17 protein-coding genes are annotated in these 21,474 nt (G+C 70.7%); 6 read left to right on the top strand and 11 right to left on the bottom strand.

The window, feature by feature from the left end; genetic code table 11:
• Positions 1–120: 120 nt before the first annotated feature.
• Positions 121–549, top strand: coding sequence for a hypothetical protein (locus AC4IJH_RS00655; protein ID WP_490849421.1), 429 nt, complete (start codon positions 121–123; stop codon positions 547–549).
• 218 nt (positions 550–767) lie between these two features.
• On the opposite strand, the gene AC4IJH_RS00650 is transcribed toward AC4IJH_RS00655, so the two are convergent.
• From AC4IJH_RS00650 to AC4IJH_RS00635, 4 genes are all read right to left on the bottom strand, one after another.
• Entirely contained in the window at positions 768–2,489 is a 1,722-nt protein-coding gene (locus tag AC4IJH_RS00650) for an acyl-CoA dehydrogenase family protein (RefSeq protein WP_490849420.1), read from the bottom strand.
• 70 nt (positions 2,490–2,559) lie between these two features.
• The gene (locus AC4IJH_RS00645) at positions 2,560–3,117 is read right to left on the bottom strand and encodes a PadR family transcriptional regulator (protein ID WP_490849419.1); all 558 of its coding nucleotides are present in this window, start codon (positions 3,115–3,117) and stop codon (positions 2,560–2,562) included.
• A 107-nt stretch (positions 3,118–3,224) separates the two neighbouring features.
• Entirely contained in the window at positions 3,225–4,184 is a 960-nt protein-coding gene (locus AC4IJH_RS00640) for an isopenicillin N synthase family dioxygenase (protein ID WP_490849418.1), read from the bottom strand.
• A gap of 180 nt (positions 4,185–4,364) precedes the next feature.
• Complete coding sequence (locus AC4IJH_RS00635) at positions 4,365–5,906, bottom strand: MFS transporter (RefSeq protein ID WP_490849417.1); 1,542 nt, start codon at positions 5,904–5,906, stop codon at positions 4,365–4,367.
• 117 nt (positions 5,907–6,023) lie between these two features.
• Here AC4IJH_RS00635 and AC4IJH_RS00630 point away from each other — a divergent pair, with 117 nt between their 5' ends.
• On the top strand, positions 6,024–7,001 hold the full coding sequence (locus AC4IJH_RS00630; RefSeq protein WP_490849416.1) for an Lrp/AsnC family transcriptional regulator: 978 nt from the start codon (positions 6,024–6,026) through the stop codon (positions 6,999–7,001).
• Positions 7,002–7,172: 171 nt separating this feature from the next.
• Here the strand turns inward: AC4IJH_RS00630 and AC4IJH_RS00625 are convergent, their stop codons facing one another.
• From AC4IJH_RS00625 to katG, 5 genes are all read right to left on the bottom strand, one after another.
• Positions 7,173–7,319, bottom strand: a complete 147-nt coding sequence (locus AC4IJH_RS00625) for a hypothetical protein (protein WP_490849415.1) — start codon at positions 7,317–7,319, stop codon at positions 7,173–7,175.
• Between the two features lie 150 nt (positions 7,320–7,469).
• On the bottom strand, positions 7,470–8,894 hold the full coding sequence (locus AC4IJH_RS00620; protein WP_490849414.1) for a family 2B encapsulin nanocompartment shell protein: 1,425 nt from the start codon (positions 8,892–8,894) through the stop codon (positions 7,470–7,472).
• Between the two features lie 159 nt (positions 8,895–9,053).
• Entirely contained in the window at positions 9,054–9,800 is a 747-nt protein-coding gene (locus tag AC4IJH_RS00615; protein ID WP_490849413.1) for a phophatidylserine decarboxylase associated domain-containing protein, read from the bottom strand.
• Between the two features lie 122 nt (positions 9,801–9,922).
• A complete protein-coding gene (locus tag AC4IJH_RS00610) occupies positions 9,923–11,287 on the bottom strand; it encodes an FAD-dependent oxidoreductase (protein ID WP_490849412.1) in 1,365 nt (454 codons plus the stop codon).
• Between the two features lie 188 nt (positions 11,288–11,475).
• Positions 11,476–13,707: a catalase/peroxidase HPI gene (gene katG, locus AC4IJH_RS00605; RefSeq protein ID WP_490849411.1), complete on the bottom strand. Its 2,232-nt coding sequence runs from the start codon at positions 13,705–13,707 to the stop codon at positions 11,476–11,478.
• A gap of 469 nt (positions 13,708–14,176) precedes the next feature.
• Here katG and AC4IJH_RS00600 point away from each other — a divergent pair, with 469 nt between their 5' ends.
• Both AC4IJH_RS00600 and AC4IJH_RS00595 read left to right on the top strand, forming a co-directional pair.
• Positions 14,177–14,593: a Fur family transcriptional regulator gene (locus AC4IJH_RS00600; protein WP_490849410.1), complete on the top strand. Its 417-nt coding sequence runs from the start codon at positions 14,177–14,179 to the stop codon at positions 14,591–14,593.
• A 43-nt stretch (positions 14,594–14,636) separates the two neighbouring features.
• Positions 14,637–17,753: an ATP-binding protein gene (locus tag AC4IJH_RS00595; RefSeq protein WP_490849409.1), complete on the top strand. Its 3,117-nt coding sequence runs from the start codon at positions 14,637–14,639 to the stop codon at positions 17,751–17,753.
• Here the strand turns inward: AC4IJH_RS00595 and AC4IJH_RS00590 are convergent.
• Together AC4IJH_RS00590 and AC4IJH_RS00585 are read right to left on the bottom strand one after the other, a co-directional pair.
• A complete protein-coding gene (locus AC4IJH_RS00590) occupies positions 17,734–18,528 on the bottom strand; it encodes an ABC transporter permease (protein ID WP_490849701.1) in 795 nt (264 codons plus the stop codon). The genes AC4IJH_RS00595 and AC4IJH_RS00590 overlap by 20 nt on opposite strands.
• An 11-nt stretch (positions 18,529–18,539) precedes the next feature.
• Complete coding sequence (locus AC4IJH_RS00585; protein WP_490849408.1) at positions 18,540–19,505, bottom strand: ATP-binding cassette domain-containing protein; 966 nt, start codon at positions 19,503–19,505, stop codon at positions 18,540–18,542.
• 115 nt (positions 19,506–19,620) lie between these two features.
• Between AC4IJH_RS00585 and AC4IJH_RS00580 the strand changes: the two genes are divergently transcribed.
• Together AC4IJH_RS00580 and AC4IJH_RS00575 are read left to right on the top strand one after the other, a co-directional pair.
• Complete coding sequence (locus tag AC4IJH_RS00580; protein ID WP_490849407.1) at positions 19,621–20,145, top strand: P-loop nucleotide/nucleoside kinase family protein; 525 nt, start codon at positions 19,621–19,623, stop codon at positions 20,143–20,145.
• Positions 20,146–20,360: 215 nt separating this feature from the next.
• Complete coding sequence (locus tag AC4IJH_RS00575) at positions 20,361–20,522, top strand: hypothetical protein (protein ID WP_490849406.1); 162 nt, start codon at positions 20,361–20,363, stop codon at positions 20,520–20,522.
• Positions 20,523–21,474: the final 952 nt, after the last annotated feature.

The following is a 21,474-nucleotide window of genomic DNA, read 5'->3' as shown; positions in this document are numbered from 1 at the left end:
CCCGCTCCCCCTCCGGATCGCGCCGCCAAAGAAGCCCCGTCCAGCTATAGAAAACGCGTTCCCGTCCCGGTACTGTCACCGACGTCGATCTTGGCTGAAAACCACCTGGGGGGAACCCACATGAACCGTCGCATTACCCTGTCCTTCGCCGCGTGTCTCGCCGCCGGTGCGTCACTTCTCGCCACTCCCGCCCAGGCGGCCGAGGCCGAGACCGGCGCCTCGGCGCAGGCGTCGCAGACCGTCGCGATGGCGGGCGGCAGCACCCGCGTCAAGTGCACCAGCATGAGCAACGGGCAGCTGTGCATCTCCCTGAACACCAGTCCCTCGCGCATCCAGGTCTTCTACACCAAGAAGGCCGGCTCGCAGATCAAGGCCCGCCTGGGCTTCCGCTCCAGCAGCACCGACTGGGCCTCCTGGCGCAAGATCAACGACGGTGACCGCGCCACCGAGACCTGGAACATGAGCTACCCCTGCAGCCGCAAGTACGTCGGCCTGATCCAGGTCGAGGGCCAGCAGACCTTCGAGACGCCGCCGGCCACCTGCAGCTGAGCGCTCCGCCGGGGGCGTGGTGTGTCCTCCGCGGGCCCGTTGTAGCCGGTCGCGCCCACGCGGCCGAGCCGCATACCGGGACGGCCCCACGCCCCTTTGGGGCACGACCCCGGCACACCGGACTCCGGCAGGGCCACTGAGGTGGCAACGACCTCAAAGGGCGCGTGCGGCAGCCTCGACCAGCTGCCGCACGCGCCCTTCGTCTCGCCGTCCCTAGATCACGGCGCCATCTCGTACGTCCCCGACAGCGCCTCGACGCGCTCCCACACCCGCGCCGAGCGGGCGTCGTCGACCACCGGACGCCGGACCGCGCCCAGCGCCCAGCTCTGCTGCGCCTCGGTGGCGGAGTCCTTGCCGTGCAGCTCGACGGCGTGCGCGGAGAAGTCCCGTACGAGGACGGCGAAGAGCTCGTCCAGCACGTCCTGGTCCAGGCCGGTCAGGCGCGCCTGCTCCAGGATCAGCTGGCCGTGCACGACCAGCGCGAACAGCTGGCCGACGGCGAGCAGCAGATCGAGGTCGCGGCTCTGCGCCTCGTCGGGGGCAGCCGTGGTGACGAACTCGCAGAGGGCGTCGGCCTGTTCGCGCAAGCGGGCGACGTTGGGCACCTCGGCGTAGGCGTCGTAGGCGGTGCGCCAGTCGTGGAAGCGGATGGCGCCCAGGCCCCGGGCCGGTCCCTGCCGGAAGAGGAAGTCGTCGTCGGCCGCGTCCAGGCGGGTCGGCACCGGCGCGTACTCCGCCGGGTTCAGCAGGTGGTTGCCCATGAACTTCAGGATCAGGGCGAGGTTGACGTGGACCGTGCCCTCCAGCTTGGGCAGTCCGCGGATCTCGGAGGCGGCCTGGGCGAAGTAGGTGTCCTTCTCGAAGCCCTTGGCCGCGATGACGTCCCACATCAGGTCGATGACCTTCTCGCCCTCCGTGGTCACCTTCATCTTCGTCATGGGGTTGAAGAGGAGGTAACGGCGGTCCTCGGGACCGGCCGAGCGGAAGTAGTCCACCGCGCGGTCGCTGAACAGCTTCATGCCGACGAGGCGGACGTACGCGTCGGTCAACTCCCGGCGCACGTGCGGGAATGCGGTGACCGGACGGCCGTACAGGATGCGGTTCTGCGCGTGGGTGACGGCCTCGTACATCGCGTGCTCGCAGATGCCGATCGAGGCGGTGCACAGGTTGAACTTGCCGACGTTGACGGTGTTGAGCGCGGCGTCGAAGGCGGCGCGGCCGGTGTGCAGCACGTCCTCGGGGCCGACCGGGTAGTTCTCCAGCCGGAACTCACTCACGTACTTCGAGGAGTCGACGACGTTCTTGACCAGGTGGTACGCCGGGTGGCGGCTGTCGGCGGCGAAGAAGACGTAGCCGTCGGGGCCCTCGACGTCGGTGCGACGGCCGAAGACGGAGACGAGCCCGGCGGCGTTGCCGTTGCCGATGTAGTACTTGGAGCCGCTGGCCCGGAACCCGCCCTCCCCGTCGGGCTCCAGCAGCATGTCGGTGGAGTAGATGTCCGCGCCGTGGGACTTCTCCGACAGACCGAAGGCGAACACCTCGCCCTGGGAGAGGAGTTCGGCCGCGCGGGTACGGGCAGCGGCGTTGTCGCTCTGCCAGACCGGGCCGAGACCCAGGATGGTGACCTGCCACGCGTACCAGTAGTCGAGCCCGTAGAAGCCGAAGATCTCATTGAGCGCGGCGATACGGGCGGTGTCCCAGCGCTTGTCCTGCTGGCCCTCGGCGGCGGAGGCCGGGGTCAGGAAGGTCGCGAACAGCCCCTCCTTCGCGGAGAACGCGAGAAAGTCCTCCAGCCAGGCTCGGGAGCGGTAGTCCTCGATCAGCTTGCGCTTGCCGCGGGCCTCGAACCAGTCGACGGTGGCGCGCAGCAGCCTGCGGGTCTCGGGGTCGAAGTGCGCCGGGTCGTAGGTACGCGGGTTGAACAGCAGCGGGTCGGCCATCGGTGTTCGCCTTTCCGGCTCTAGGGACGGGAGTTGAAGGGTGGGACGTCAGGGGTGGCGCGCTGGGTGCTCAGCTTTCGGGAGCGAGCCGGCGGAGGGTGGCGAGCACATCGTCGAGCCAGTCGAGCGTCATGCGTTCGTAGGCGATCCCGCCGCGCAGCACGACGTGCTGGAGCTGTTCACCGGCGTCGAGCACAGCGGGGGCCTCGGGCCCGGTGAAGTCGCGCCGCTCCCCCGCGAGGTAGTGCGCGAGCCGGTCGGTGTGCGCCTGGTGGTGCCGCTCGACCTCGCGGATCAGCGCCGCCGGGTCGTCGAAGGCCGCGCCACGGATCTTCACGGCGAGCTCGTGCCGTACGCTCTCGGGCTCGATCGGCTCGTGCAGCCACTGCGAGAGAGCCACCCGGCCGGGAGCGGCCACGGAGTACTCCCTCTTGTCCGGCCTCGCCTGCTGCGCCACCTCACGGGCATCGACCCAGCCGTCGCCCTCCATGCGCTTGAGAACGCGATAGATCTGCTGGTGCGTCGCCGCCCAGAAGTACCCGATGGACCGGTCGAACCGCCGGGCCAGCTCATACCCGGACCCCGGCTTCTCCAGCAGAGAGACAAGAATCGCGTGCTCAAGCGCCATGCCAGGATCCTGCTATGCAACCCGTTGCATAAACAAGAACCCCCACCCAGGTGAGACACGGCTCACCCGGCACCGCCCCGGCCCGTCGTTCGCCCGGGCCGCGTGGTTCACCCGGTGGCGTAGATGGCCTGCATCTTGCTGTGGAGGTAGTCGCCCGCGCGTACGGGGGCGTGGGGCTCGCGGCCGATGGGAGCCGGCAGTGAGGCGATGGTGGTGTCGGGGGCGCAGGAGTGGAAGTAGACGAGCGAGGTGAGCTCTTCCTCTGGGGCGTCGGGGGGCGGGGGCAGGACGCGGTGACGCCCTGAGCGCCAGCGGTTTCCGCTCCAACGGGACATCAGATCACCGATGTTGAGGGTGATGGCGCCGGGCTCGTGGGGCGCGTCCTGCCAGCCGTCCTCGTCGTCGTGGACCTGAAGACCGCCCTTGCCCCGCTGGCGGTCCAGGAGGGTGATGAGGCCGAAGTCGGTGTGCGGTCCGATACGGAACTGGCCGGGGGCCGCGGGGCCCGTCTCGTGGGCCGCCGGGTACCAGTTGACGGTGAAGTCCCAGTGGGGGCGTGTGGTGTGGCGGGTGAAGAAGTCGGCTTGCTGGCCCAAGGCCCTCGCCATGACTTCGAGGACGGTGTCGGCCAGGGCGCGCATCCGCCCGGTGTACTCGGTGACCAGTGGGCGCAGGGACGGGACTTCGTCGGGCCAGCGGCGGGGCAGGTGCTGCGGGTGGCCGGGGGGTGCGGAGGAGTCGGCGGCGCAGGACCAGACCTCCAGCAGGTCCGGCGGGGTACGGGTGCCCTCGGAGTGGGCGACGGCCACCCGCTCCCGCCCCGTCCAGCCGCGCCGGCCCGCGTTCTGGGCGTAGCGCGCCTTGACGGCCGGGGGCAGATGGAAGAAGTCGTGTGCCGCGGCGCGCACGCGGCCGGGCAGATCCGGTGCGATGCCGTGCCCGGTCACCAGGAGGAATCCGGTGGATTGGAGCGCGCGGTCCACGCGGTCCGTGAGGTGTCTGCGGGCTGCGCTGTCGTCCGGCGACCAGTGGCTGAGGTCGATGACGGGGATACGGGCGGAGGCCATACGGCGACTCCCTTCGATGCGGTGACGGTGGTGTGTGGTGTGTGGTGTCGGTGGCCGTTTGGTGTCGGTGGCCGTTTGGTGACGGTGGTGGTGTGGTGACAGTGGTCGTGCGGTGACGGTGGTGGTGTGGTGATGGTGCTGAGTGGGGCCGGGGCACCGGCGGGTGTGCGGCGGCCGTCGTCAGCCGACGGCGTCGCGCTCGCTCGGCTGCCGGTGCCGGGTGCCGGGTCCCGGTGAGTGGCGCGGTGGGCGGGCGGTGCGGGTCAGCCACAGCACGAGGGCGGCGCAGGCCAGGGTGGCGGCGCAGGCAGTGAGGGCAAGGGTGTTGTGGCCGGTGGCGAAGGCCGCGTGCAGTGTGTGGTCGAGGGCGGGGCGGTGACTGCCGGGAGCGGAGGCGAGGAGGGCGTCGGCGCCGCCACCGGACAGGGTCTGCGCGGTGCCGGCGGGGTCGGCGACCTCGCCCCGCAGGCCGTTGGTCATGGCGGAGACGGCCAGCGTGCCGAAGACCGCGACGCCGAACGCGTAACCGAGCTGCTCGAAGGTGCTGTACGCGCCACTGGCCATGCCCGCGCGCTCGCCGGGGACCGAACCGAGCGCGAGGGAGGCGGCGACCTGGAAGATCAGCCCCATGCCGACCCCGCTGAGCGCCAGGCCGCCCACCAGCGCGGGCCAGCCGGAGTCCGGTCCGAGGAACCCTTCGGCGCCCAGGCCGAGCCCGGCGAGGACGAGGCCGAGACAGGCCCCCAGGCGCGGTGAGGGCTTGGGCATCAGCCGCCCGCTGATCACCGCTACCGCGGCGGCGGCCGCGGCATGCGGCAGGACGACGAGTCCGGCGCCGATCGGGGAGAGGTGCTGAACGGACTGCAGCCACAGCGAGGTGTAGGGCAGGATTCCGTACACCGCGCCCTCGCCGACCGCGATCGTGAGCATCGCGGCCGTGAACGCCCGGCTGCGGAACAGGGACAGGTCGAGCAGCGGGTGAACGCTGCGCCGCTGGACCCGTACGAACATCACAAGCGCGGCCGCCGCGATGCCCAGCGGCGCCAGGGTGCGCGGGGACGTCCAGCCCTGGGCGTGCGCCTCGGTCAGCGCGTAGACGAAACCGCCCGCGCCGAGGGCGAACAGCAGCAGACCGGGCACGTCCAGGCACCGTGCGGCGTCCCTCGCCGGCGTGGAACGCGGGATGTAGCGAAAGGTCATGGCCAGGGCGAGCGCGGTGACGGGGACGTTGACGTAGAAGATCCAGCGCCAGTCCAGGGTCTGGGTGAGCAGACCGCCCAGGATCGGCCCCAGTGCGGAGGCGCTCGAAGCGACCGCGGCCCAGGCCCCGAAGGCCAGTGCCAGCCGGCGCCCGGAGTACAGGGTGCTGATCAGGGACAGGGTGGTGGTGAACATCGCCGCGGCGCCCAGGCCTTGGACGATACGGGCGGCGATCAGTACGCCCATGGTCGGCGACAGCGCGCAGGCGATGGACGCCAGCGCGAACACGACCAGGCCGCCCGCGTACATACGGCGCCTGCCGTGCAGGTCGGCGAGCATCCCGGCGCCCAGCAGCGCGGCGGCCACCGCGAGCGCGTAGCCGTCGGCGACCCATTGGAGCTGCGACAGTGACGAGCCCAGGGAGTCGGACACGGCCGGCAGCGCGACCAGCACGATGGTGACGTCGGTGAGCAGGATGAAGGTGCCCAGACAGATGGCGGCCAGCGGCCCCCAGATACGCATGAGAACGGCTTTCGTAGGGGATCGGAACGGACCGCATCACCATCCGGACCTGGCCGCCCCCGCCCCAAGCCGTACCCTCGGATACGGAAGGATCAGGCGACCAAGGGAGATCTGGCGGTGGATTCCAGCGTCCTGGACGAACTCGACCAGGGCCTGCTCCGGGCCCTCCAGCTCGACGGCCGGGCCCACTTCAGCCGCATCGCGCGCGACCTGGACGTCTCCGAACGCACCGTCGCCCGCCGCTACCAGCGGCTGCGCACCCTGGGCCTGCGCATCGTCGGCCAGCCCGTGGCCTCCCGGCTGGGCCTGACCCGCTGGCTGCTGCGGCTGCACTGCACGCCGGACGCCGCGGGAACCATCGCCGAGGCGCTCGCCCGCCGCCCCGACACCTACTGGGTCACGCTCGCCTCCGGCGGCACCGAGCTGTACTGCGCGCTCAATGTCCGCACCGCCGACCAGCGCGACTCCCTGCTGCTGCAGAAGCTCCCGCGCACCCCGCAGGTGCTCTCCGTGAGCGCCCACTGCATGCTGCGCATCTTCGTGGGAGCCACCAGCACCTGGCACGCCACCCGCTTCCGGCCCGAGGACGCCGCCCCCGCGGTGGATTCCGGCACCTCCGCGGTGGATTCCGGCGCATCGGCCGCTCCGCTGGTCTTGGACGCCACCGACCGCACCCTGTTCACCGAACTGGCCCGCGACGGCCGCGCGACCCTGCCCGAACTCGCCACGGCCGCCGACCGCTCCCCCTCAAGCGTCCAGCGGCACCTGGACCGCCTCCGCGGCGAAGGGGCCCTGAGCTTCGCCGTCGACTTCGACCCCCAGTTGCTCGGCTACCACCTGACCACCCGGCTCTGGCTGAACGTCGCCCCCGCCCACCTGCGCACGGTCGGAGAGGCGCTGGCCACCCACCCGCAGATCGCCTTCGCCGCCGCCGTCACCGGCGACTCCAACCTCGTCGCCAGCGGCATCTTCCGCGACCCGGCCGATCTGTACGACTACATCGACCGGCGCATCGGCCGCCTCCCCGGCATCCAGAGCATCCAGACCGCCCCCACCCTCCGCGAGATCAAACGCGTCGCCCCCACCGTGCCGTGAGCAGCCGCCCCGGCGTGCACCGCTCGCGCACCAGGCCGCCACACGTCCGGCGCCCAGCGCTCCGCTGGATACGCGGTGTGTCGTCTGCGGGCGCGTCGTGGCTGGTCGCGCGGTTCCCCGCGCCCCTTTGGGACTCGGCCGAACCGCATCGGCGGACGGTGGCAAGGCGGCTCAGTCGACCGCGGAGTCCAGGCGCATCCGGGCGTCCGCCTCCGCGAAGAGCGGGAAGAAGGTACGCGAGGTCAGGCGGCCCAGGCTGGTGGTGCTCTCGCCGCTCACCCCGCCCTGGGAGACCGCGGTGACGGGGCGTCTTCGCACACACCAGCCGCCGCTCGCCGTCGGGCGGCGAGTGGCGGCTGGTGTGTGAACGTCGCGGTCAGAGGCCGTCGGCGGCGGTGAGGTCGACGGTGGTGAGGGAGACGAGGCCGTCGGCGGCCATGGCGCGGAAGCAGGCGCTGCGCGGTGGCGTCAGGGGGTGCGGTTGACCTCGACGTTCTCCAGGACGCCGAGTGCGTCGGGGACGAGTACGGCGGCCGAGTGGTAGGCGCTGACCAGGTAGGAGATGACGGCCTGGTCGTTGATGCCCATGAACCGTACGTTCAGGCCGGGCTCGTACTCGTCGGGGATGCCGGTCTGGCGCAGGCCCACCACGCCCTCGGCCTCCTCGCCGGTGCGCATCGCGATGATCGAGGAGGTGCCCTCGGGCGAGACCTCGATCTTGCCGCACGGGAAGATCGGTACGCCGCGCCAGGCCGGGATGCGGTGGCCGTTGACGTCGGTGTCGCCGAAGTAGAGCCCCCGCTTGGTGCACTCGCGGCCGAAGGCGGCGATGGTCCGCGGGTGGGCGAAGAAGAACTTCGTCTGGCGGCGCATGCTCAGCAGTTCGTCCATGTCGTCCGGGGTCGGCGGGCCGGAGTGGGTGGAGATGCGCTGGCTGTAGTCGGCGTTGTGCAGCAGCCCGAACTCGCGGTTGTTGACCATCTCGTACTCCTGGCGCTCGCGCAGCGCCTCGATGGTCAGCCGTAGCTGCTGCTCGATCTGGTTCATCGGGTCGTTGTAGAGGTCGGCGACCCGGCTGTGCACCTTGAGCACCGTCTGGGCGACGCTCAACTCGTATTCGCGGGGCTCCAGTTCGTAGTCCACGAAGGTGCCCGGCAGTACGGGCTCGCCGGCGTGACCGGCGGAGAGCGCGATGTCGGCCTCGCCGCGCTTGTTGCGCGGCCGCTCCCCCTCGGCCTGGCGCCGCTCGACGTGGCTGCGCAGCCGCTCGCTCTGCCCGGCCACCTCCTCGTACGCCTGGCGGGGCAGGGCCAGCACGGTCACCGCGGTCACCGCGCGCGCCGTGAAGTCCCAGGTGCCGGGCTCGGCCGCGACGGTCTGGCCGCCGAAGAAGCCGCCGTCGGCGAGGAGGCCGCGCTTGGTCTCCTCGCCGTACTTGCCGGTCCCGATCTGCTCCACCTTGCCGTGGGCGATGAGGTAAATGTGGTCGACGGGCCGGCCCGCCTCGGCTATGACCTGGCCCGGCGCGTACTCCTGCTGCTGGAAGCGGTCGGCCAGCGCCCGCAGCGCGTCGGCCTCGTCGAAGCCGCGCAGCAGGGACAGTTCCCCCAGCTCCGCGGGGACGACCCGGACCTCGGCGCCTTCCTGGATGAAGCTGACCCGTCCGTCGCCGACGGCGTACACCAGGCGCCGGTTGACCCGGTACGTGCCGCCGCGCACCTCCACCCACGGCAGCAGCCGCAGCAGCCAGCGCGAGCTGATGCCCTGCATCTGCGGGACCGTCTTGGTGGTGGTCGCCAGGTTCCGGGCGGCGGCGATCCCGAGGCTCAACTGCGCCCGCGCCCCGTTCTGTCCGGGCTGTTCGGGCTGCTCGGGAGGCACTGCGGTCGTCATCCAGGGGGTCCTTTCCCACGGAGTTGGTACGCATGGCAGAACAAAGAACTCCTGTGGCGACCCGGGCCGGCACAGGAGTTTGGCGGAGCCAGTGAATCAGCGCACAACGATGTTGGTCGAGAGTTGCCATGGGCACCCAGCGCATTCGCGCCACCACTCTCACTCCAGCTTCGCCTGCCTCTCGCGCCACGGCGCGCAGGCCGCCCGTACCGGCCGTCCGCCCTCCGCACCGGGGGCCCGTACGGTCTCCGCCGACCGCCGGTGACGCATCGGGAGGCCGTGGGCGACGTGCACCTGCGCCTTCCGCGCCGCGCGTCGCCTCACCCGAGGACGGCGGGAATCCTTCGATCGTCCCGCCGCGGGCTTGACGGCACGCCGCCGCGCCATCGACGCCGCGCCGGTACGGCCGTGCGCGCCGGGCACGTTCGAGCCAATGACGAGATCGGGTGCTCTATCCCGTATGCGGTCTCCCGGGCCGGTCCGCCGTTCCAGTACTACGCCTTCGGTACCCGCCACCGGTGCCGCCGGCGACAGCCAGCCGTTCGCGTCCTGCGTCAGCACGGACGCACTGGCGGCGGAGTCGAGATACCCGCACCACTCCTGAAGGGTTCCCCGCAGCGCAACGTTCAACTTCTCGTTGCGGAAGGCCGATTCACCTGCCGGCGTCATCATCATCAGCCAGAACAGCGCCGGCATCGGGAAGAAGACCCGCTTGGTCTTGTCCGCGTCGTACTGCGGCGCGGTCTTCGCGATGGTGTTGAGACACAGCAGCAGATCGTCGATGGTGCGGATCAGATGGCGCGGCCACGCACAGGAGCGCTTGGCCTGCTCGATCATTCCGGCCACGTACATCCGGACGATGCCGTCCCGCTCCAGCAGCCCCTTCAGCTCGCCATACGCCTGCATCCTGGAGAGCCGGGCCGGAACGGCACCAGGGCCCGGCCGCGAGAGTTCCCCTCTCGCGGCCGGGCCCGTCACCGGCGCTCCGACATCCGCTCCGCCCTTATGCCCGGGAGGAGCCGGCAGACCTACGCGCCGCTCGCCGCGAGCATGTCCGCACGCTCGACGATCTTCACGCGTTCGCGGCCCTGCGGTTCGCCCAGCGCCTTTTCCGCGGCGTCCAGGCGGTGCCAGCCTTCCCAGGTGGTGAAGCGGACGTTCCGCTCGGCGAGGAAGGCGTCCACGGCCTCCGGGGCGGGGGACGTGGGGGTGTGCAGGCGCCCGTTGGCGTGGTCGTCCAGCAGGCTGGCGACCGTTTCGTTGGCGTCGCCCTTGGTGTGGCCGATCAGGCCCACCGGGCCGCGCCGGATCCAGCCGGTGACGTACGTGGACTGCAGGTGCTCGCCGTTCTCCTCGATCACCCGGCCGGCCTGGTCGGGAACCGTGCCCGACTCGACGTCCCAGGGCAGCTTGGGCAGTTCGTCGGAGAGGTAGCCCACGGCGCGGTACACGGCGCCGAGGTCCCAGTCCTTGAACTCGCCGGTGCCCTTGACGTTGCCGGTGCCGTCCAGGGCGGTGCGCTCGGTGCGCAGGCCGACGACCTTGCCGTCCTCGCCGAGGATCTCGGCCGGCGACTCGAAGAAGTGCAGGAACAGCTTGTGCGGGCGGTCGCCGACGTCGCGGATGGCCCAGTTCTCCAGGGTCTTGGCGACCATGTCGGCCTGCTTGTTGCCGCGCCGGGTCGCGATCGAGCCGTCGTCGTACTCGATGTCCTCGGGATTGACGATGACCTCGATGTTCGGGGAGTGGTCCAGCTCCCGCAGCTCCATCGGGCTGAACTTCGCCTGCGCCGGGCCGCGGCGGCCGAAGACGTGGACCTCCAGGGCCTTGTTGGCCTTGAGGCCGTCGTGGACGTTCGGCGGGATCTCGGTCGGCAGCAGCTCTTCCGCGGTCTTGGCCAGGATGCGCGCCACGTCGAGGGCGACGTTGCCGACGCCGAGGACGGCGACCTTCTCCGCCTCCAGCGGCCAGGTCCGCGGCACGTCCGGGTGCCCGTCGTACCAGGAGACGAAGTCCGCGGCGCCGTACGAACCGTCCAGGTCGATGCCCGGTATGTCCAGGGCCCGGTCGGCTGTGGCTCCCGTGGAGAAGATCACCGCGTCGTAGAAGGAGCGCAGGTCGTCCAGGCTGATGTCGCGCGGGTAGTCGACGTTGCCGAAGAGGCGGATCTGGGGCTTGTCGAGCACCTGGTGCAGGGCCGTGACGATGCCCTTGATCCGCGGGTGGTCGGGGGCGACGCCGTAGCGGATCAGGCCGAACGGCGCCGGCATCCGCTCGAAGAGATCGATGGAGACGCCGGGCGCGACGGCTGCCTCGGACTTCAGCAGCGCGTCGGCGGCGTAGATCCCGGCGGGGCCGGCTCCGACTATGGCTACCCGCACAGGGCGAAGCATGATCAGGTTCCCTTCGAGCGGTGGGTAGGAGTACTCACCGGGAACCTTAAACTAAGGCAAGCCTAACTTAGCAGCCGGGGTGGATCTACCTCCGCGGGCCGGGGCCTCGGCCGGGCGGGGAGGCCGTCTCCCGGGCCCGGACCGAGAACGTCCGGGCCGGCCCGCGCAGGCCGACCCGGACGTCATGGTCAGACGAGGTCGAACCGGTCCAGGTTCATGACCTTGGTCCACGCCGCGACGAAGTCGTGCACGAACTTCTCCTTCGCGTCATCGCTCGCGTAGACCTCCGCGAGCGCCCGCAGCTCGGAATTCGAGCCGAAGACGAGGTCGGCACGGCTGCCGGTCCACTTCACCTCACCCGTGGCGGCGTCCCGGCCCTCGAAGGTGTCCTGGGCCTCGGACGTCGACTTCCACTGCGTGCCCAGGTCGAGCAGGTTGACGAAGAAGTCGTTGGTCAGCTGCCCAGGGGTCGTGGTGAAGACGCCGAGCTTGGACTGCTGGTGGTTCGCGCCCAGCACGCGCAGGCCGCCGACGAGGACCGTCAGCTCGGGGGCGCTCAGGGTCAGCAGGTTCGCCTTGTCGAGCAGCAGGTACTCGGCCGGAAGGCGGTTGCCCTTGCCGAGGTAGTTGCGGAATCCGTCGGCACTCGGCTCCAGCGCGGCGAAGGACTCCACGTCGGTCTGCTCCTGCGAGGCGTCCACGCGGCCCGGCGTGAAGGGGACCTCGACGTCGAATCCGGCGTCCTTGGCCGCCTGCTCGACGGCCGCACCGCCGGCGAGCACGATCAGGTCGGCGAGGGAGACCTTCTTGCCGCCGCCCTGGGCGGAGTTGAACGACTCCTGGATGCCTTCCAGCGTGCGCAGGACCGCCGCCAGCTCGTCGGGGCTGTTGACCTCCCAGCCGCGCTGCGGCTCCAGGCGGATGCGCGCGCCGTTGGCGCCGCCGCGCTTGTCGCTGCCGCGGAAGGACGAGGCCGACGCCCACGCGGTGGACACCAGCTGGGACACCGACAGGCCCGAGGCGAGGACCTGCGCCTTGAGGGTGGCGACGTCCCCGGCGTCGATGCTCTCGTACGTCACCTCGGGCAGCGGGTCCTGCCACAGCAGCGTCTCGCTCGGGACCTCCGGGCCGAGGTAGCGCACGACCGGGCCCATGTCGCGGTGCGTCAGCTTGAACCAGGCCCGCGCGAAGGCGTCCGCGAACGCGTCGGGGTTGTCCTTGAAGCGGCGCGAGATCGGCTCGTAGACCGGGTCGAAGCGCAGCGAGAGGTCGGTGGTCAGCATCGTCGGGGCGTGGCGCTTGGAGGCGTCGAAGGCGTCGGGGACTGTGCCTTCCCCGGCGCCGTTCTTCGGCCGCCACTGGTGCGCGCCCGCGGGGCTCTTGAACAGCTCCCACTCGTAGCCGAAGAGGATCTCGAAGAAGCTGTTGTCCCACGTCGTGGGGGTGTCGGTCCAGATGCCCTCGAGCCCGCTGGTGATCGCGTCGGCGCCCACGCCGGTGCCGTGCGTGCTCTTCCAGCCCAGGCCCTGCTGCTCCATGGGCGCGGCCTCGGGGTCGTCGCCGACGGCGTCGGCCGGGCCCGCGCCGTGGGTCTTGCCGAAGGTGTGGCCGCCGGCGATCAGGGCGACGGTCTCCTCGTCGTTCATCGCCATGCGGCGGAACGTCTCACGGATGTCGCGGGCCGCGGCGATCGGGTCCGGGTTGCCGTTCGGGCCTTCGGGGTTGACGTAGATCAGGCCCATCTGGACGGCGCCGAGGGGGTTCTCCAGCTCGCGGTCGCCGGTGTAGCGCTCGTCGCCGAGCCAGGTGGTCTCGGGGCCCCAGTAGACGTCCTCGTCGGGCTCCCACACGTCGGCGCGGCCGCCGCCGAAGCCGAAGGTCTCAAAGCCCATCGACTCCAGGGCGACGTTGCCGGTGAGGATCAGCAGGTCGGCCCACGACAGGCTCTTGCCGTACTTCTTCTTGACCGGCCACAGCAGGCGGCGGGCCTTGTCGAGGCTGGCGTTGTCCGGCCAGCTGTTGAGCGGGGCGAAGCGCTGCTGCCCGGCGCCCGCGCCGCCGCGGCCGTCGCTGATCCGGTACGTGCCCGCGCTGTGCCAGGCCATCCGGATCATGAACGGGCCGTAGTGGCCGAAGTCGGCGGGCCACCAGTCCTGCGAGGTCGTCAGCACCTCGGCGATGTCCCGCTTCACGGCCGGGAGGTCGAGGGTCTTGAAGGCCTCGGCGTAGTCGAAGTCCTCGCCGAGGGGGTTGGCCACGGCGGGGTTCTTGGCGAGGATCTTCAGGTTGAGCCGCTCGGGCCACCACTGGCGGTTTCCGCCGCCCTGCGTCGGGTGCGGCGCGCGTCCGTGCGCGACCGGGCAGCCGCCGGTCTCCTCCGGCTTCGGGTCGGTGACGATCGCGTCATGGTTCTCAGTCATGGGAATCCTTCCGGACGGGGCGGATCTCGATGCTCAGGAACTGCGGGCGGTGGAACTGCGGTGGAACAGTGGGGGCACAGGCCCCTTGGACGGCCCGGCCCCGTCGGCCGGGAAGCCGCGGCCGTCGGACGCGATCAGGCAGGGGAACGGCCGACAGCGCGGTCCACGTCGGTGACGGCGCCGCACGGCCGCGATACCGGACGCCGGCGGTCCGCTACGCGGCCCGCCAACTGGTCGGTTCCTCGGGGCAGTTGGACGCGACGTATGCGCCCCGCCGCGGTGGGCGTGCGGCACCGGATGCCGGGGCGAACGGGCCCACGCCCTGAAGTCACGTACATTTTCCTGCTGTTGTCCTGTTCCCTTGGCGGTCGGCCGGATCTGATCCTACGATGGACCAAATCCAAGTCAATACAACGCACAGGCCGGTACGAATTCATTCGCCAGACGATGCGCAGTAAGGCTGGTGGGCATGAGTGACCTGCTGGAACGGCTTCGTGGGCGCGGCTGGCGGATGACCGCTCAGCGCCGGGTGGTCGCCGAAGTACTCGACGGCGAACACGTCCACCTCACCGCGGACGAGGTGCTCGCGCGCGCCACCGCCAGACTGCCGGAGATCTCGCGCGCCACCGTCTACAACACCCTCGGCGAACTCGTCACGCTCGGCGAGGTGATCGAGGTGGCCACCGACGGCCGCGCCAAGCGCTACGACCCCAACGCCCACCACCCCCACCAGCACCTGATCTGCTCGGGCTGCGGCGCCATCCGGGACGTACACCCCGGCGGCGACCCGCTGGCCGACCTGCCGGCCTCCGAGCGGTTCGGCTTCACCGTCTCCGAGGTCGAGGTGACCTACCGGGGCCTGTGCCCCGACTGCTCCCGCGCCTGACCTGCTCCCTAGGGCCTGTCGGCAGCCTGGCTAATGTGCACGCATGACCACCGAGCTGACCCTGCTGCCGCGTGTCGCCCATCGCGGACACGAGGTCACCGCGCCCCGGCTCCGCAGCCTCCTCGCGCTGCTCGCCGGTGACCTGCGCACGGGCTGCAGCACCGAGCGGCTGGTGGCAGGGCTGTGGCCGTACGCATTGCCGGAGCACCCGGCAAAGGCGGTGCAGATCCTCGTGTCCAGGGCACGGGCACAGCTGGGCGCCGACCTCATCGCCGGCACCCCGACCGGATACCGGCTCACCCTCGCCGACGATCAGGTCGACAGCTCCGCCCTGCTGCTGCACGCGGCCGCCAGCGCGGACCGGGCCAGGGCCGGCGACCACGCGGGATCGCTGGCCGCGGCCGAGGCCGGACTCGCGCTGTGGGAGGGCACCCCCGACGGACACGGCGACACCGACGACCCCGTAGCCGCGCTCCGCACCGAGCGCGCTCCCGTCCGCGGCACGCTCGTACGCGCCCAGGCACTCGCGCTCGCCCGCCTCGGACGGCACGCGGAGGCGGCCGGCCCGCTGGCCGTGGCCGCATCGGAGCACCCGCGCGACGAGGAGGTGCTCGCCGAACTGCTGCGCGGCCAGGCGGCGACGGCGGGCCCGGCCGCCGCGCTGATGCGGTACGAGGCCTACCGCCGCGAGCTGCGCCAGACGCTCGGCACGGACCCGGGCGCCGGGCTCAGGGCCGTACAACAGGAGCTGCTGCGCGGCGAGCCGCCGGTGGTCCGGCACGGCGTACCGCACGAACCGAACCCGCTGCTGGGACGGGACGAGAACATCGCGGCGGTCGAGCGGCTGCTGCGTACCTCCCGCGCCGTCACCGTCGTCGGCCCCGGCGGCCTCGGCAAGACCCGGCTCGCACACACCGTCAGCCGCCGGACCGAGCAGCGCGTGGTGTATTTCGTGCCGCTCGCCGGCATCACCGCGGACCAGGACGTGGCCCCGGAGGTGGCCTCCGCGCTCGGCGCGGGTGAGGGGCGCCACGGCGCCCTGAGCGGCCACGCCCCCACCGACCCGGTCTCCGGCATCCTCGATGTGCTCGCCTCCGGGCCCGCGCTGCTGGCACTGGACAACTGCGAACACGTCATCCGGGGCGCCGCCGACCTCGTACGGGCCCTGGTCTCCGCCTCGAAGGACCTGCGGGTGCTCGCCACCAGCCGCGCCCCGCTGGGCCTCACATCGGAGGCGGTGTACGCGCTGCCGGAGCTCGGCCTCGACACCTGCGCCGAGCTGTTCGCCCAGCGGGCCCGCGCCGCCCGGCCCGGCGTGGCACTGCCGCCGGGCGCGGTCGCCGAGCTGTGCCGCCATCTCGACGGGCTGCCACTGGCCGTGGAGCTGGCCGCGGCGCGGGTACGGGTCCTGTCGGTGCCTCAGATCGCCTGCCGCCTCGGCGACCGCTTCGCCCTGCTGCGCGGCGGGGCACGGGATGCGCCGGAGCGCCATCGCACGCTGCACGCGGTCGTGGAGTGGAGCTGGAACCTGCTCACGCAGGACGCCCGAGCGGCACTGCGCACCCTGTCCGTCTTCCCCGGCGGCTTCTGCGGCGAAGCGGCGGACCAAGTCCTGGGCGAGGACGCGCTGTTCGTCCTGGAGCAGCTGGCCGGTCAGTCGCTGCTCACCGTCGCCGACACCCCGGACGGCGTACGGTTCCGCATGCTGGAGACCGTACGGGAGTTCAGCGCGGCCCGCCGCACGGAGGCGGGCGAGGACGAGGTGACCAACGGCCGCTTCCTCACCTGGGCGCGCGACTTCGGCGTCGCGTACCACGATGTGCTCCTCGGCTCACAGCCCCTGGCCGCCCGGGAACGCATCAAGGCCGAGCAGGACAATCTCGTGGCGGCTCTGCGGCACGCCCTGGCCCGTACCGACGGCCCCACCACCGCCGCCGTCACCGCCGTTCTCGCCGCCCTGTGGTCGGCCGACTCCCACTTCCCCCGCCTCGCCGCCCTCGCCGCCGAGACGGGCCCGCCGCTGTCGCACTACTACCCCGAGCCCGGCTACGTCGAAGTCGCCCGCACCGCCGCGGTGTTGTGCTCGGCAAGCCTCTTCATGGACCACGGCCCGCGCGCCGTCCGCCAGCTCGTCACCCTGCGCCGACTGCCCCCGGCACCGCCGGACACCCTGCTGCGCGCCACCGCCGTGGTGCTCAGCGCGGTCCCCGACATGCTGCCTCCCCGCTACGAAGCGCTGCACGAGCTCTGCGCCGGCGAGCAACCCCTGGTCGCAGCCGTCGCCGAGTGCGTCGCCACCTACGTCTGGGAGCACGAGCACGACATCGGCCGCACGCTCGCCTCCGCCCGCCGGATGATCGCCGTACTGGAGCCGGTCGACAACCCGCCCCTGCAGGTCATGGCGTACTCCCGGCTGAGCGACCTGTGCCTGAAGACAGGGGACGGCGACGCCGCGTACGGGTACCTCACGGCCGCGCACGAGGCACTGCCACGGCGCGGCGACGAGCACGACCACATCGGCATCCGCTCCGGCCTGGCCCTCGCCTGCATGCAGCGCGGCGACCCCGACGAGGCCGAGCACTGGCTGCGGCAAGCGGAGGGCCGGGGCACCACGCAGCAGGACACCTTCTACAGCCCCGACCTCGGCGTACGCGCCGAGATCGCGCTCGCCCGCGGACTGACGGAGGCCGGGCTCGAACTGTGGCGCCGCGCCGTGGCACGGCTGCCCGCGGCCGGGGCGCGGCACAGCGGCGACCCCTGGCTCGACCCGTGGGCGCTGGAGATCCAGGCGGCGGCGGTGACGGCCCACGCGTACACCGGCCGCCTCGACCTCGTCCGCGACACCGTCGACCGACTCGCGGCGCTGCTCGCCGACCCCCTCCGCACACACCTCGAACTGCCCGTCATCGGGACGGTGCTGCACGCACTCGGCGCGGCCGGGCTCGCGGTCGGCGACCCCGCCGCCGTACGGATGATCGCGCTGGCCGAACGGCTGTGGGTGCTGCGCGAGTTCCAGCCGACGATGTCGGCCGCCCGCGCCCGGCAGGCGGTCGAGAACGCCGACAGGACGGCATACGCCGACGCCGTGTCGGAGTACGCCGCCCTGAAGCGGGACGAACTGCGGGAGGCAGCCCGCGCGCTTACTTCGGGTCGCGTTTGAACCGCGACTTCGACCAGACATAGCCAAGCCCAGCCAGCCCCAGGCACCAGGCAACGGCGAGCCATCCGTTGCTCCCGATCTCGCTGCCGAGCAACAGACCGCGCAGGGTCTCGATGGCCGGCGTGAACGGCTGGTACTCGGCGATCGGCCGGAACCAGCCCGGCATCGCGTCGACCGGGACGAAGGCGCTCGAAATGAACGGCAGGATGATCAGCGGCAGCGCGTTGTTGCTGGCCGCCTCGGCGTTCGGACTGGCCAAGCCCATCCCGACGGCGATCCAGGTGAGCGCCGTGGCGACCAGCGCGAGCAGCCCGAACGCCGCCAGCCACTCCAGAGCCGTGGCGCCGGTGGACCGGAAGCCGATGGCCACAGCGACGGCGCCGACCACCACCACACTGACGAGCGCCTGCAGCACACTCCCGACCACGTGCCCGATGAGCACCGAGCCGCGGTGGATCGCCATCGTACGGAAGCGGGCCATGATGCCCTCGGTCATGTCCGTACAGACCGAGATCGCAGCCCCCGCCGGGGTGGCGCCGATCGTCATCAGCAGAATGCCCGGCACGAGATAGGCGATGTACGCGGAGCGACCACCACCGCCGCCACCACCGATGCCCGCGCTCATCACATCACCGAAGACGTAGACGAAAAGCAGCAACAGGACGACCGGCATCAGCAGAATATTCAGGGTCAGCGACGGATAGCGCCGCGCGTGCAGGAGGTTACGGCGCAGCATGGTGGCCGAGTCGCGCAGGGCGAGGGAGCGGGAACTCATCGAACGGCCACTCATCGCACGGCCTCCTCGGCCTTGCCGATGCCGCCGGTCAGAGCGAAGAACACGTCGTCGAGATCGGGAGTGTGCACGGTCAGCTCGTCCGCCTCGATCCCGGCCGAGTCCAGCCGATCGAGGAGGGAACGCAGCTCGCGCTGGCTGCCGTCACTGGGAATCCGCAGCGACAGCGCCTCGTCGTCCGCACTGACCTCGCGCAGAGCGACAGCGGCGGCCCGGTACGCGACGGGGTCGGCGAACCGCAGCCGCACATGCCCGCCCGGTACGAGCCGCTTCAACTCCTCGGCGCTCCCCTCGGCGGCAATCCCGCCGTCGCTCAGCACCGCGATACGGTCGGCGAGCTGATCGGCCTCCTCCAGATACTGAGTGGTCAGAAAGACGGTGACACCACCGGAGACCAACTCGCGGATGATCCCCCACATGGTGTGGCGGCTGCGCGGATCGAGACCGGTGGTCGGCTCGTCGAGAAAGATGATCCGCGGATTGCCCACCAGCGTCATGGCGATATCGAGGCGACGCTTCATCCCCCCGGAGTAGGTAACCGCCGGCTTTCTCGCGGCCTCTGCCAGACCGAACCGCTCCAGCAACTCCCTTGCGACCCGGCGGCCTTCACGCCGGGAGAGGTGCTGCAGATCCGCCATGAGCATCATGTTCTCCTCACCGGTGATCAGCCCGTCGACGGCGGAGAACTGCCCGGTGACGCCGATTGCGGCCCGCACGGCCTGCGGCTCGACGGCCAAGTCATAGCCGCCTACGCGCAAGTCGCCGGCATCGGCGCTGATCAGAGTAGAGAGAATCTTTACGGCGGTGGTCTTCCCGGCACCGTTCGGACCGAGCAGAGAAAAGATGCTCCCGGTCGGCACCACCAAATCAATCCCGCCCAGAACCGTCTTGTCCCCATAAGCCTTGCGCAGCCCCTTCGCCGCAATGGCAAGTGAGCACGATGTCGTCGTTGTCGTCATGCCCCACAAGGTGCGGCGACCCGCACTCAACTCGGTTTCAGGATGGTTTCACCATCAGACCCAGTTGACTTCCACCCCAGTTGTCCTCCATCCGGCTTCCTTGAAGGATCTCCCTGTGACCACCCTGTTTCTGACAGTCGGCCTACCAGGGGCCGGAAAGACCACGAGGGCTCGACAACTGGCCAAGGAGCACAGCGCACTGCGGCTGACACCGGACGACTGGATGATCCCACTGTTCGGCAAGCCTGAGGCGGACGGAAAGCGCGATGTCCTGGAAGGCCGCCTGCTCTGGCTCGCCCTGGAGGCACTGAGGCTCGGAACCCACGTAGTCCTGGACTTCGGCTGCTGGTCCCGCAACGAAAGATCCGCGATCCACTGGCTGGCAGAGTCTGCGGGCGCTTCCTGCCACCTCGTGTACATGCCGGTGGACCACGAAACCCAACTCACTCGCATCACCCATCGCCAGTCGACCGCCCCGGACCAGACCTTCCCGATGACCGAGGCGGACCTCTTGCACTGGAGAACGCTCTTCGAGGAACCCGATGCCCACGAGCTCAATGGGCACGAGATCGGGGACCCTCCTCCTGGGTGGGCGGGTTGGCTGGAGTGGGCCACCGATCGGTGGCCGTCGCTCGCTTGACGGTCCGACCCAACCCTGGGTCCGACCCAGCTCCGGGCGCGGGAGCGTGGGGCAAATCGTGGGCACACACGGGTTTTTCGAGCGTGATCGTCGGTGGCACCCCGTTCGCTGCCGTAAGCGCCTCGGCTCCATGACCATGGTCCGCGGACGCGTCGGCTCCACCAAAGCGGGCGCCACCATCCCCAACGCCCAGACCATCGCCACCCTGCCCGCCGGTGGCCGCGAATTCGCCTGAACCGCACCCCGCGACCAGACCAAACCTGGACCCCTCCGTCGCCCGCACCGAGAACAGCGCCGGCGGCGTGCTGGGCCCGTACGAGTCCATCGGCCAACCCATCTGGATCTGCCTCGACGGCATCACCTACTGCACCGACTGACTGCCGCATGGCAGGTCACCGCTGCACCGGGGGCCGATCGAGCAAGCCCAAAGCCGAGAGGATGGACACGCAGAGCGTCATCCACACCACGAAGGCACCGCCCCCGTACAAGACAGCTGCGGGTGTATTGCTGCCGGAGGCAGCGGAAAGGACTCCCGCCACGACTGCTACAAGCACCGCCGATAGAAAGGCAACGGCAAGCAGCAGAGCGCGGACAGAGATTTCGGGCTTCACCGGTCGATTTCCTTCCCTCTGAGGGGAGTCGACCGACGCAGCTAGCCTCAGCCTGACCCCCGTGTCAGCTGAGGCTCTGCGTACAGAGCCCTGCTCCGATCCTCTAGGTGGACGAACTCGGCCAGGAAGGGAATCCCGGCCCACCTAGAGACCAGTTGAATCGTAGAGGGGGCGAGCCCTTGATCGCCATTGGGACGTGCGATGCCTACCCCTGCCGACTGGGTACTGCTGTGCGACCTACGCACCGACCAACTGCTCGACGTACTACCCGTACTCGGCATCGGGTACGACGCCCGCCCCGCGCTTGAGTCACTCCCTGTCGTAGCGCTGTTAAAGCCTGATTTAGCGGGAGATTAAGTTGTTGCCCAGCAGCACCCCACGCCGTCGTCATGGGCCGCTACTTGAGTCCCGATGGTCGGCCTTGTCCGGAACCGCGACTTTCCGAGCCCCAGCGCAACTCACCTTCCCCGCCGCTGATGTGATCCTCGGCAGCCCGGCCGTTGCCCAGTTGGAACGCATCCGCAACCGGCTCAACTACCGGGGCGGACTGCCCCTCTGCTGAACCAACACAACCCCAGCCGGTGTACAACCTTGTGCCGGCCTCGACTTGATCGCTCCGCGCATCTCCGTCACTGCCAGACATGGCTCAGGCCCGCCGGCTCTACCTCTCCCGCTACCCCCAGGGCTGTCAGGCGCGTCACTGACGGCTGGGATCGTG

It is taken from the genome of Streptomyces sp. UF-297, assembly GCF_058245575.1.
The sequence above is the reverse complement of the archived record's forward strand: the minus strand, read 5'-3'. Positions and strand labels throughout refer to the sequence as shown.